Annotated in this window: 8 protein-coding genes; 4 read left to right on the top strand and 4 right to left on the bottom strand. The window is 34.9% G+C overall.

Annotated features, from left to right (window positions below):
* Window positions 1-3: 3 nt before the first annotated feature.
* Window positions 4-1,002 (bottom strand): GntR family transcriptional regulator, encoded by a 999-nt coding sequence (locus Q5N74_RS06050; RefSeq protein ID WP_304387840.1) that lies wholly within the window; start codon window positions 1,000-1,002, stop codon window positions 4-6.
* Window positions 1,003-1,135: 133 nt separating this feature from the next.
* Here Q5N74_RS06050 and Q5N74_RS06045 point away from each other — a divergent pair, with 133 nt between their 5' ends.
* The 4 genes from Q5N74_RS06045 (at window position 1,136) to Q5N74_RS06030 (ending at window position 7,494) form a co-directional block, all read left to right on the top strand.
* On the top strand, window positions 1,136-2,782 hold the full coding sequence (locus Q5N74_RS06045) for a sodium/sugar symporter (RefSeq protein WP_304387839.1): 1,647 nt from the start codon (window positions 1,136-1,138) through the stop codon (window positions 2,780-2,782).
* A 39-nt stretch (window positions 2,783-2,821) separates the two neighbouring features.
* Window positions 2,822-3,841, top strand: coding sequence for a UDP-glucose 4-epimerase GalE (galE, locus tag Q5N74_RS06040; RefSeq protein WP_304387838.1), 1,020 nt, complete (start codon window positions 2,822-2,824; stop codon window positions 3,839-3,841).
* 99 nt (window positions 3,842-3,940) lie between these two features.
* Window positions 3,941-6,448: an outer membrane beta-barrel protein gene (locus Q5N74_RS06035; RefSeq protein WP_304387837.1), complete on the top strand. Its 2,508-nt coding sequence runs from the start codon at window positions 3,941-3,943 to the stop codon at window positions 6,446-6,448.
* A gap of 179 nt (window positions 6,449-6,627) precedes the next feature.
* A complete protein-coding gene (locus Q5N74_RS06030) occupies window positions 6,628-7,494 on the top strand; it encodes an AraC family transcriptional regulator (RefSeq protein WP_304387836.1) in 867 nt (288 codons plus the stop codon).
* 101 nt (window positions 7,495-7,595) lie between these two features.
* Here the strand turns inward: Q5N74_RS06030 and Q5N74_RS06025 are convergent, their stop codons facing one another.
* The 3 genes from Q5N74_RS06025 to Q5N74_RS06015 all read right to left on the bottom strand — a co-directional run bounded on the left by Q5N74_RS06025 (window position 7,596) and on the right by Q5N74_RS06015 (window position 13,210).
* Window positions 7,596-10,367: an alpha-amylase family glycosyl hydrolase gene (locus Q5N74_RS06025; protein ID WP_304387835.1), complete on the bottom strand. Its 2,772-nt coding sequence runs from the start codon at window positions 10,365-10,367 to the stop codon at window positions 7,596-7,598.
* A 62-nt stretch (window positions 10,368-10,429) separates the two neighbouring features.
* Complete coding sequence (locus Q5N74_RS06020; RefSeq protein ID WP_304387834.1) at window positions 10,430-12,106, bottom strand: SusE domain-containing protein; 1,677 nt, start codon at window positions 12,104-12,106, stop codon at window positions 10,430-10,432.
* Window positions 12,107-12,124: 18 nt separating this feature from the next.
* A complete protein-coding gene (locus Q5N74_RS06015) occupies window positions 12,125-13,210 on the bottom strand; it encodes a SusE domain-containing protein (protein WP_304387833.1) in 1,086 nt (361 codons plus the stop codon).
* Window positions 13,211-13,236 lie beyond the last annotated feature (26 nt).

Below are 13,236 nucleotides of genomic sequence, written 5' to 3'. Positions count from 1 at the left end.
CGTTTATAATGAATTTCTTAAAATGAGGTTGTTTGCATTTTCTATTTGCAATTGTTCTTTGTTAAGGATCATTTGGGCTAAGCGTTCTCCCATAATGTTGAAATCTGTAGAAATGGTAGTGATGCCGCCTTCTACTATTTCTTTAAGCAGTGTGTCGTTGTAGGATATTATACCGATATCTTTTGAAAGGGTTAAACCTTCTAACTTAATATTCTTGATGATGCGTAATAAGTTTTTATCATCTGGTATTACATAAACTTCGCCTTTTTTGAAGCTTCTGTTTTGTAAGGAATCAATAACAGCACAATCAATATTATGGGTTTTGCAAAATTTGTTAAACCCTGTAAGCATCCCTTTGGGTTGGTGATCTTCAGAAAAAAGTAAAATTAATTTGTCGTAATTTTTAATTAATGAGGCTGCTTTGTTGAGGTTGCTATAAATGTCTTTTTCAAAATTTTGATAAATACCTGCGTATTCCGATAATTCGGGGTGTGTTTGGTCTAGAATATACACCTTGTCTTTTGGTAGTTTTTCTATAGCCAAATTGGTGTTTTTTAAATTCGCCGGCATGATAACGTAGTAGTTATAAGCGCCTACGTTTTCATAAATTAGTTTGGCAAACATGTCATCATTAAAGTGATGAAAATAGGTGTCTACGCGTATGTGTTCTCCTAGATTATTTATAAAAGCACTGTATAAATCTTCTTTAAAAGAATTTAGCTCGTCAAACAATAAAAAGACTTTCTGTGTCACATCAATCGTGTCATTTAATACATAGTAGCCTTTGCCAACTATCGATTGAATGATGCCTCGTGTTTTTAGTTCATTAAAAGCCGTTAAAACAGTATCTCGAGATAGTTTATGCGTATCTCGAACACTATTTATAGATGGTATTTGGTCTCCTTTTTTAAGTGTTCCAGAAACAATAGCTTCTTCAATAGATGCTATAATCTGCTTATACTTAGGGGTTCCTGCTTTTTTTGTGACATTAATAACACTCATGTCGCAAAGGTATATAAAATATTTTAAACAAACTAGTAGGTACTAGTATGTATTTTTTAAAATATTTTATATATTTGACAAATTATTGTTTACAATATTTGGATAAAAAACAAACCAACTAAATAATTAAACTATGACAAATGGATTTGAATTTTGGGATTATGCTGTTTTTATAGCCTATGCTATATTAATTTTAGGCGTGGGATTATGGATGTCTCGTGATAAAGCAGGGCATGAAAAAAATGCGGAAGATTATTTTTTAGCAAGTAAGTCGTTACCATGGTGGGCGATTGGAACGTCTTTAATAGCAGCAAATATTTCGGCAGAACAATTTATAGGTATGTCGGGTTCTGGGTTTGCATTAGGTTTAGCTATTGCATCTTACGAATGGATGGCAGCCATAACCTTAATAATAGTCGGAAAATATTTTCTACCCATTTTTATTGAAAAGGGACTTTATACCATTCCTGAATTTGTAGAAAAACGATTCTCTACCAACCTTAAAACCATTCTTGCAGTATTCTGGATTGCACTTTATGTGTTTGTAAACTTAGCATCTGTATTGTATTTAGGAGGTTTGGCTATTGAAACCATTATGGGTATAGATATGATTTATGCTATAATTGGTTTGGCACTCTTTGCTGCAGCCTATTCGCTTTATGGTGGACTATCTGCTGTGGCTTGGACAGATGTTATTCAAGTGGTGTTTTTAGTTTTAGGAGGTTTAGCAACAACTTATTTGGCATTAAATACGGTGTCTGGTGGTGAAGGTGTGATCGCCGGTTTTTCTAAAGTGTTAGATGCGGCTCCAGATAAATTTCATATGATATTAGACGAATTTAATAGCGATGGAACTACCAATGCGAACTATTTAAACTTACCTGGTATTTGGGTACTTGTAGGAGGTTTGTGGGTTGCCAATATTTACTATTGGGGTTTCAATCAATATATTATTCAAAGAACATTGGCTGCAAAATCTTTAAAAGAGTCTCAAAAAGGAATCTTATTAGCTGCTTGTTTAAAAATAGTTATTCCACTTATTGTAGTAATACCTGGTATTGCAGCGTACGTAATGGTAAACGACCCTTCTATTATGGCAGGTTTAGGTGAAGCGGGGCAATTAAGCATCCCTTCTACAGGACAGGCAGATAAAGCATACCCGTGGTTATTACAGTTTTTACCAACCGGACTTAAAGGTGTGGCTTTTGCAGCATTGGCAGCAGCTATTGTATCGTCTTTAGCTTCTATGTTGAATTCAACATCTACCATTTTTACCATGGATATTTACAAACAATACATTGATAAAAACGCAAATGATAAAAAGACCGTAAATGTAGGTCGTATTTCTGCAGCCGTGGCTTTACTTATCGCTGTTATTATGGCACCGCTTTTAGGAGGGATTGACCAAGCGTTTCAATTCATTCAAGAATGGACAGGTGTGGTGAGTCCTGGTATTTTAGCCGTATTTATTTTAGGTTTATTCTGGAAGAAAACAACCAACAATGCTGCAATTTGGGGAGCACTTTTATCGATACCAATTGCCTTATTATTAAAATATATTCCTATTGATGCTTTAGAGCCTTGGATGCATCAAATGGGCTTAGCAGCAGTACTTACTATGTTGGTAATTGTTGTGTTGAGTCTTATTCAAAATAAAGGAAAAGATGATGAAAAAGGAATCACCTTATCTAATGAGTTATTTAAAACATCGCCTTTATTCAATATCGGGTCTTTTGTAGTGTGTATTATTACGGCAGCTTTATATTGCTTGTTTTGGTAATCAGCCTATAATAAAAGATATTAAATTATAAAAAATAATATGAAACATAAAATTGTAGTTACCGGCGGATTGGGCTTTATAGGCTCGCATGTCGTGGTAGAACTTCAAAATGAAGGTTTTGAAGTGGTAATTATTGATGATCTTTCAAATTCATCTGAAGCCGTATTAAAAGGAATTACAGCAATAACAGGCATTCAACCGGTATTTGAAAAACTAGATTTACGGGATAAAAACTTAGTAATCGATTTTTTTAAGCGTCACCATGATGTGATGGGGGTTATTCATTTCGCAGCATCAAAAGCGGTGGGAGAAAGTGTGAACCTTCCATTATTGTATTATGAGAACAACTTAAATACGCTTATATATATATTACAAGAGCTTCATAAAAAGGAAGCTGCTCACTTAATTTTTAGCTCGTCTTGTACTGTTTATGGTCAAGCCGATGTATTGCCTATAACAGAATCGGCACCCATAAAGGCCGCTGAATCTCCATATGGCAATACCAAACAAATAGGTGAAGAAATTATTAGCGATACCTGTAAAGTGTCTGATAATTTAAAGGCGATTGCGCTTCGATACTTTAACCCTATAGGGGCACATGAGTCGGCTAAAATTGGCGAATTACCTATTGGTACACCGCAAAACTTAGTGCCATTTATTACGCAAACAGGTAAAGGGTTAAGAGCTGAATTATCTGTTTTTGGGAATGATTATCCAACAGAAGATGGTACCTGTGTTCGAGATTATATTCACGTTGTCGATTTAGCAAAAGCCCATGTTGCGGCTTTAAAACGCCTTATTGGCGGTGCTAATGCTGATAATTATGAGGTGTTTAATATTGGTACAGGAAAAGGATCATCGGTATTAGAAGTTATCACTGCTTTTGAAGAAGTATCGAATCAAAAACTAAATTACAAACTAGTCGATAGACGTGCTGGTGATGTTGTTGCAGCTTATGCCGATACTACTAAGGCGAATAACGTATTAGGGTGGAAAGCTAAACTGAATTTAAAAGATGCTTTGGCTTCTGCATGGAAATGGGAACAAAGTCTTAAATAATAGGGAAAATCAGTCCCTGTTTTTTCGGGAATTAGGGACTGTATAACCATCTTTTTAAAATATATTTGCACCCAAATTATATTAAAAGTTTTATCATATATGAAGTTTAATAAATTACTAGCAATTGCTTTTTTGTTTATAGTACAAATAGCAACTGGTCAAATTAGCGGTAAAATTCAAGATACTGCAGATAATTACCCTTTAGAGTATGCTACGGCAGCACTTTACAACCAATTAGATAAAACCCTAGTAACAGGTGTTATTACTAATATTGATGGTGTTTTTACTATTGAAAATGTTAAAAACGGACTTTATTATTTAGAAGCTTCTTTTGTAGGGTATACTACTAAAACGGTTCAAAACATAGAGGTTTCTAGGGGAAGTAGACAAGTAAATGTAGGAACTATTAATTTAGTTTTGGGTAATCAATTGAATGAAGTAGAAATTAGAGCAGAACGTTCTACTGTTATTAATAAAATTGATAGACAAGTATTTGATTCTAAAAATTTCCAAAGTAGCCAAGGTGGTAGTGCTACCGATGTTATTAAAAACCTACCAGCAGTAACTGTTGATGGTTTGGGAGATATTAGTGTTAGAGGTAGTAAAGGTTTTACCATTTTAATTAATGGGAAACCAACACAAGGAGATGCCAGTGCTATTTTAGCACAATTGCCTGCGAATGCTTTAGAAAAGGTCGAAATTATTACAGCACCGTCTGCAAAATACGATCCGGAAGGTAAAGGTGGTATTCTTAATATTATCACTAAAAAGGGTGCAACCAACGGTACGTTTGTGCAAGTAAATGTACGTGGTGGGTTTCCATCTATAGAGCCTTATGATACGCAAGTAGCAGCACAACGTTATGGAGCCGATGCGACTATTAACTCTAAAACAGATAAATGGAATTTATCCTTTGGAACCAGTTACCAACGAAATGATAAAACGGGTCGAAGAGAGGGTGAGCTATTTATTATAAATGAAGCTGAAAACAAACAAACCTTTTTGCCTTCTGACGGTGAACGTAGTTTTGATGATGTGAATTACAACGGTCGTTTTACAGTAGATTTTACGCCTAACAAAAACGATGAATTTTCATTAGGTTTTTTCGCAGGAAAACATACAGTGGATAGGTTAGCAGATATTACCTATTATGATAACCATGCTATTTCACCTATGGGAAGCAATAACAGGTTGTATACGTTTTCATACTACAACCACAATTTAAGAACCCGTAAAGGTGATTTTGTGTTAGGTAGTTTTGATTACGGACATACATTTAATGATAAGTCTAAATTATCAACGTCATTTTTATATGAGTATACTTTTTTAGGAGGACCCACTTTTAATGATAACGTAGATACTCCAGCATACAATACTATTTATCAACAAGAATATAATACTAACGACAATCCGTTATATGGGTTGCGTTATAATTTAGATTATAAATGGAAACCGTTCTCTTTTGGAACTATTGAAACTGGGTATCAATTTAGAGATTTAGACCACGAAGGTGTGTTTGTATATGAACGTGATGGGGTAGTAGTTCCTGAATTTTCAAGTAATATTGAATTGAAAAGAACCATTCACTCGGGGTATACCCAATTAACTGGAGCAAAAAACAAATGGGATTATGCTGCTGGTGTGCGTTTAGAATCTATGGATAGAACCTATACAGAATCTTTAGTGAGTGAACCAACTGCAAATGAGTATAATTACGATTTTTTAAAACTATTCCCTTCGGCATCGTTACAATACTCAGTAAATGATGCTACTAAAATTAAAGCGGCTTATAGTAAAAGAATAGAGCGTACTACAACCTTTAAAATGAATAGTTTCGCAGAGCGTGAGCACTCCGAAGTTTTTGAACAAGGTGATAATCGTTTGTTACCAGAATTTATCGATTTGGTAGAACTGGGTATTACAAAAGAATTCAACGCTAAAAATTCAGCTTATGCGACTGCTTATTACAGACATGTAGATAATGCGATTAACCGCGTTAATACCTTAGCTTATGAAAGTGATGGTGCTGTTATTGATAGTATTTTAAACCGTGTGTATTCCAATGTAGGGAAAAGTAAAGCCATCGGTTTAGAGGTAGGCACGCAATTTAAGGTGACTAATAATTGGAGTAATTTTATAGGTGCCAATATTTATAATTACGCTATTAACGGGGAATTTGTTTTTAGACACCGAGATGACGAAACTAGAATCTATGATATAGAAAGTAAAAACACTGTTTATTCGTTTAATGTGAATTCAACCTATTCTTTTTGGAAAAATGCGACGGCACAATTTACATTCAATTATTTATCTGAAAAAAATACCGCTCAAGGTCAAGATTCAAGGTTTTATTCACCTAACTTAACATTGAAGAAGTCGTTTTTGGATAGCCGTTTAACAGCAACGCTACAATGGCAAAACATCGATATAGGTTTATTGAACAGTAACGAGCAAAGTATTGTGACTTCAAGACCAGGAGAATTTTACACCTATACCAATTATGTGTATGAAGTAGATGTGGTAAGCTTAAACTTAACATACACCTTTAATAAGGTTAAAAATAAATCTAAATTTATTGAGAGTGAATTTGGTAAACGCGAGTTTTAAAACGCGTTAAATTTCTTTTTATAATGAATAAAATAACCTGTTGGAACTACCGTTTTATCAGGTTATTTTATTTTAACACGCTTGTTGTTTTTTGAAAATTAACAGGAAAGTGTCGTTTTTTATTTAAACCTCCTGTTTATATAATTATATTGCAGTATAAAGTAAAAATTAGTAGTGTAATGAAACTCCATTTATTAGATAGAAGCACTATAAACAGCAGTTCTTTTTCTGCGAAAATGCATCAAGAATCTTATTTTTTAAAAACTTGGCATTATCACCCAGAGTTAGAATTGATTTTTATTGTGAAAAGTTCAGGAACCTTATTTATAGGGGATGGCATTGAAAAATTTGAAGAAGGTGACTTGGTCTTAATTGGTAAAGATTTACCGCATATGTGGTTAAATGATGAAGTTTATTTCGAAAAAAATGCGTCGCTTAAAGCCAAGGCAATTACCGTTCATTTTAAAAAAGATTTTTTAGGAACTCCGTTTTTGGAAACCCCAGAAATGTTTCATCTACTTCAGCTTTTTAAAAGGTCCTGTCATGGTATCAAATTTGAGAATGTGACTCCGAAATTGACAAAGAAAATTAAAAAAATGCTGCTTTTAGATGGCTTTGAAAAAACCATGGCCTTGCTTAAAATTTTACATTTACTAGCAAAACATAAGCACTATAAACTACTTTCTAGTCCCGGTTTTTTAGACTCTTTTCAACAAACTGATAATAAAAAACTAGATAAAATTTACGAATATTTATTTAAGAATTTTGCGCATCCTATTTCCTTAGATGCCGTGGCAGATATAGCCAATATGAATGCGTCTGCGTTTAGTCGGTTTTTTAAAAAAATGCATAACAAAACATTTTCAAAGTATTTAAATGAATTAAGAATTGGCTATGCCTGTAAATTGTTAATCACAAATAAGTACAATGTGTCCCGTGTTTGTTATGAGTCTGGTTTTAATAATATTTCAAATTTTAACCGACAGTTTAAAAACATTATGGCTTTAACGCCTTCACAATACTTAGAAAAGCACAAGAGTTTTTGAATTTAATAGACCATTTCAATCAAATAAAAAAAATAGCTTGAGTTACAACTCAAACTATTTTTTTATTCTCAGGGTTTATCTTAAAAAAGAATGGTATTAGTCTATAACTTCATCAGTTTCATGACATTTACTTCACCAGTGTCATTTTGTACTTTCATTAAATACATGCCCTGAGATAAGTTCGAGATATCAAAAGTGCTTCCTTTTAAAAATGAGCCTTCAAATTGTTTTACCTGTTTTCCGGCAAGGTTATAAACCACTACTTGATTACTGTCTTTATTAAGTGAAAAACGAGTATTTGTTGGGTTTGGATACATTTTAAGAGTTTCTGATGTTGCTGCCTTTTTTGTGCTCAAGTTTTGAGTTTGAGAGTATAATCGATATTCCCCAGGTTGTAAACTTATTAAGGCTGTTGGGTTGGTTACGTTTAAAGTGTTCCCTGAAAAGGTGTCGTGCCAATTCCCTGTTGCTGGGAAATTTGGGTTAACCGATTGGGCGGTTACATCAAAATTAGCTACAATAACAACGTCAAGAGCGCCTACATTATCATTCAAGTTAATGCGTTTTACTAGGCCGTTTAAACTAAAGCTATAATCTGTGGTATTAAACGTAGAAGGAAATTGCTTTTTTAATGTAGCCATTTTTGCGGTGACATTGTATAAAGCTTGACGGTCTGTTTGGGTGTCGTAACCCAAGGTCCACGCTACAGGTTTTCGGTCTAGTCTACAACTACCATTGCTAATATCGCTTGCACAATTAATACTTTTATCGTAACCTAATTCTCCAAACTGCCAAATCATTTTAGGACCAGGAATACCATAAAATATAACTGTAGCCGCTTCTTGTCTGTCTAAAGCAGTGCTTAAAGTTTTTGTACTATAACCACCATTTGAATTTCCGTAGGCTAAATTTTTAACCATAAGGCGCTCTTCATCATGACTTTCCATATAGCCAACAATGTGTGGGTTGTTCCAACCTCTGTTTTTATAGGATAACCAAGAAACATCGGCATCCGATGCATAGCCCATGGTATTTTGATTGAAACTGTGATTCAGGTTTCCCCAAAGCATAATACCGTAATTAGCTAATTCTGTTTCTTCAGAATTATCAGATAAATGCTCAAAAATAACATAAGCTTCATTTCCGGGAGCTTCACTCCAAACATGGTCTGCATAGGCTTTTAAATTTGAAATTCTATCAGCGTCATACGTACTTGCCCAATTGTCTGATCCATAATACAGGGTGTTTGAAAAACCTTTGGTGAAATCAAAACGAAAGCCATCAATGTTGTATTCTTCCATCCAAAAACTTAAAACATCATTAAAAAAGTTAACGGTATAAGTGGATTCATGGTTAAAATCATAACCCCAATGTGCATTAGTATTATCAACTAAATTATGACTTTGGTTGTAATATGGATTATTTGCAGCCGGACGGTTATTCGCAGCATCCCAATACATTTGTAATAGAGGTGATTGGCTGTATGAATGGTTAAAAACAACATCAGTGATAACGGCCATACCTCGGTTATGGCATGCATCTACAAATTGTTTTAAATCATTATTTGTTCCGTAAGCTTTATCGAGTGCCATATAAAATGATGGGTTGTAACCCCAACTTTCGTTGCCTTCAAATTCATTAATAGGCATCAGTTCGATGGCTGTAACGCCTAAATTTTGTAAATAATCCAGATGGGTTATGGCTTCTTGGTACGTATCACTTTCAGTGAAATCTCTTAATAACATTTCATAGATTACGATGTTTTCCTTATTCGGTCTCGTAAACGTGGTGTTTTGCCAAGTGTACGTCGCTTCATTAATTTTAAAGGTAGAGACGATCCCCGTTGTTTTACCTGTTGGGTACGCCATTAAATTAGGGTAGGTGGTAGTCGCAATGTATTGATCGTTATTAGGATCCAATACTTTTTTAGAATAAGGATCGGCTACTTTTAAATTGTAATCAATAGCGTATTGATAGGCATATTCTGTATTTGGGTCTAGCCCTGTTACTGTTAACCAAAAATTGTCACCATCTTTTTTCATTTGGGAAGTTGGGCTAAGTGCCCAGTTATTAAAACCTCCCACTAGGAAAACATCCGTTTTAAAAGGGGCTTCTAACACAAAAGTAACTGTGCCATCTCCATTATTGTTATAGCCTTTTTTTAAGCCAGTAGGCATGGTTTGGTTTTGAGTAGTTGTTTTTACATAAGCAGAAACAGTCTCTTGTTTGGTTTCACCATTTTGAACAGCAATGGCTTCAAAAGTGTAATTCCCTGTTGAAGTAAATGTATAGGCTTTTGAAATAGTCGTTGCGTTTGTGGCTGTTTGTACAGAGGTGTTATTAACCTTCAATTCTAAATTAGCACTGATGCTAGATTCTGCACTAATAGTAATGTTGTCGTTTAGGTTATAAACCGATTGGTTTACAGGGTTTGTAATCGCTACGTTTAAACCTTCCGCATAAATAGGAATGAAAATATCTGGTCTTGATTGGGCATTTCCTGCACTGTTTCTAAATACAATAGCAATATCTGTAATCACTTCGCTGGCTGTTGCGCTATAGAACGTAGGTATATTTGGCGATATAATAAGTTGATAGGTGTTTGTGCCTGTTCTATTTAGTTTAGGTTGTGAGGTGTTATTTCCCCAACTTCCTATAACGTGTTTCCAATCAGAATTACTTGTTGAAGCTGTTGTAAGAACACCTGTGTGTGCATAAACATCGCCTGTATATCCTGCTAATTCTGTGCCGTCGGCATTAAAATTAATAGTTACGGGACCTGTGCTTGTAGGTATGGCGGGTACGGTTGTTGTTACCTGGGCATACGCTAATGAAGCGCAGGTTAAAAAAAGTATGTAAAAAAGTTTTTTCATAATCTAAATTTTTGAAAAAAAAAGGCTGATACACATCAGCCTTTTTACAGTAATTATTAAACTTAATTTACAGTATAAGTTCCTTTGTTGTAATCTACAGTTATTTTGTATGTTCCAGTTCCAGGAGCTTTTACATTGTTTTCATCATCTCTTACAATCATGCCGCTGTACTTTTTGCTTGCACCCCAGTCATTATCCCAAGAACCTTGAACAGGTAGAAATTTAAATTCATCACCAGTTGCTAAAGCTTGGTTTAGTTCAAATACACCTTCAGATACCTTAGTAAATGCAATGGCCGTCGCATTGTTCCAGCTATTAGGAGAGCCTACTAAAAATAAGTTTTGAGGCGCTTCTACTACCGTGTATGCTAAGGTGTTAAAATCGACAGTTACCATATAAGTTCCTGCGGTTGCTACTTTAATATTTTGTTCATCGTCTTGTTCAACAATATTAGGAGTGGTTTTGCTTTCGCCCCAGTCGCCGTCCCAAAATCCTGTAGTTGGTATCATTTTAAATTCATCGCCAGCACTAAAAGTCTGTAATCTTGTGAATACACCATTTCCAGAAGTATTAAACTTTTGGGTAGCATCAGCATTGTTCCAGCTGTTATGCGCACCAACCATGTATAGGTTGTCAATTTTTGCTAGTTTAAAGCTCAAGGTGTTGAAGTTAACAATCACCACATATCTACCAGCCGTAGCTACTTTTATGTTGCTTTCATCTTCTTGAACAATTTTTCCAGCATTTACAGGATCTTCACCATAATCACCAGTCCAAGAACCTGAAGTTGGTAATAGTTTAAATTCATCATTAGCAGAAAATGTTTGCACTTTTACAAATACACCATTTCCATCGTTATAAAATTGTTGAGAAGCATCAGCATTATTCCAGCTATTGTGTGCACCTACCATAAATAAATTATCGGGTATCGCTCCTTTATATGCTGTAAGTGCAATGGTAATCATGCTAGACGTTCTGCTTAAATCGCCAGAAGTTGTTTTTACAATGGCTTTTATTCTGAAATCGAAATTGGTAGCAACATCTGCTTTTCCGCCACTAGAAAGAACTAGGTCGTTTAAAGCTTCATGGCCTATTTCAAAGGTTGTACTGTTCGTTGTTCCAATAGTTGTAGAGGCAGCAAAGTCTGTTTCGGCTAAAGCCATTTGCACTTCATAATCTAAAGTAATATTACTATTCTCTCCAATTTCTGCATCATCCCAAGTAACGGTTAACGCTGTTGCAGTTGGATCGGCATCCGATAAAATAGCACTAAATGTATTATCTGGACTCGTAATGCTTGGTGCAGTTACTGGAAATTTAGAAACTTGAAATAGAATAACATTTGAAGTTACACTGCCAGTGTTAATTCTCATATACACCCCGGTGCTTGCATATGATTTTATGCTAGTACTGCTTAAGGCTTCATTAAATTGGTTTACCGACATTGAAAAACTATTATTCTCTGTAGTACCCAATAAAATTGGCCCTGTAAAATCGGCATCCATAGACATTTCTACATTATAAGAAGCACTTCCTGTAACCATATCATTCCAAGAAATGGTAAAAGCAGGGTTTTCTGGTAATGCGAAGTTTAAAAACACATTACTAATGCCTGGTTGTTGTAAAACAAATGCAGGATCTGGAGATGTTATTTGAATACTTTCCTCGGTTTCACAAGCTGTAAAAACAAACACTAGTGAAAGTAAAAGGAAACTTATGTTTTTTATATATAAATTCATGTTTAATTTTTTTAAGGATTATAAATTCAACGGAATTAGTATGTAGCGACCATCTAAGTCGTTAAACCAAACCTCGTAATCGTCTTCAACAACCACAGGAATGTTTCCACCGTTTAGAGTAGCCTGTCCAGAGAATTCTGTTGAACCTGCCCAAACAGCATCTGTATTGGTTTTGAATTGTAAATTTCCAGGAACTAAATGCGTGCTTGATAAGTACCAGATATGACTATCAAAAGTAGATTGTGTCATAGCTGTAGTTGTACTTGCAGAGCCTTGAATAGACATGCCTGTATAGCTTGCAGCTCCAGAAGCATCAAAACTTTCAAACGTGTATGTTTTAGAACTAAAATCTATAGTGAAAGCATAAAAACCTGCTGTTGCAATCGATGAATTGTTATTCGGGAAGGTTCCAGGATCTGTGCCTCCACCAGGATTTACTTCAATCGTTGCTTTATCATTTGTTCCCCATTGTGGTTGCCAAAGCCCTTTAGTTTCTAAAACTTTAAACTGTGCCGCTTTAAAATACCCTGTGTAGTAATATTTTTTAGCGTTTGAACCATCTCTAAATAAAGGGTTGTTGTTATTGTTGTTGTTCCAGTCTGGTGCTGTTGCATCACCTACTAAATAATAGTCGCTAAACTTATAATTAAAGTAAGGGTATACATTGAAGTTGATACTGTTAGATGCTACAGGTAACCCATTTTGTGTTCCTAATGATGAGGTTACTCGTGCATAAAGCGTATTCCAAGCGAAAGGAGGTAAGCCAACAAGACCTGCAGCCGAGTTTAACTCGCTTATTGAAAGTGTCGCCACATTGTTACCATTTATAGTGGCTACGGTTGTTGCGTTACTAAAAGCCTCGTCTGATGCTATTTGGATGTTGTAATTAATCGATGCTTGTTGTCCGTAATCTGCTAAAGTCCAGTTTAAGGTAATCGCAGGGTTGTTGATGTTTACAGGATCTAGTTCTATGTCCGTTATTGTTAAATCGGACAATACAACTGGTGCCGTATCTGAAACAGCAAATGTATCAGTCGTGTCGGTGCATGAACTTAACAGCACTGTTGTAAAAGCTGTTAGTATAAAAATTGATATTTTTTTCAAATTCTTCATTTTTGATTCATTTAGTA

It is taken from the genome of Mariniflexile sp. AS56 (genome assembly GCF_030552475.1).
Classification (GTDB): domain Bacteria; phylum Bacteroidota; class Bacteroidia; order Flavobacteriales; family Flavobacteriaceae; genus Mariniflexile.
The sequence above is the reverse complement of the archived record's forward strand: the minus strand, read 5'-3'. Positions and strand labels throughout refer to the sequence as shown.

Excerpts from the sequence above, each read along its gene's own strand:
- Q5N74_RS06050 (WP_304387840.1), bottom strand. The coding sequence starts at position 1,002 with ATGAGTGTTATTAATGTCACAAAAAAAGCAGGAACCCCTAAGTATAAG.
- Q5N74_RS06045 (WP_304387839.1), top strand. The coding sequence starts at position 1,136 with ATGACAAATGGATTTGAATTTTGGGATTATGCTGTTTTTATAGCCTAT.
- galE (WP_304387838.1), top strand. The coding sequence starts at position 2,822 with ATGAAACATAAAATTGTAGTTACCGGCGGATTGGGCTTTATAGGCTCG.
- Q5N74_RS06035 (WP_304387837.1), top strand. The coding sequence starts at position 3,941 with ATGAAGTTTAATAAATTACTAGCAATTGCTTTTTTGTTTATAGTACAA.
- Q5N74_RS06030 (WP_304387836.1), top strand. The coding sequence starts at position 6,628 with ATGAAACTCCATTTATTAGATAGAAGCACTATAAACAGCAGTTCTTTT.
- Q5N74_RS06025 (WP_304387835.1), bottom strand. The coding sequence starts at position 10,367 with ATGAAAAAACTTTTTTACATACTTTTTTTAACCTGCGCTTCATTAGCG.
- Q5N74_RS06020 (WP_304387834.1), bottom strand. The coding sequence starts at position 12,106 with ATGAATTTATATATAAAAAACATAAGTTTCCTTTTACTTTCACTAGTG.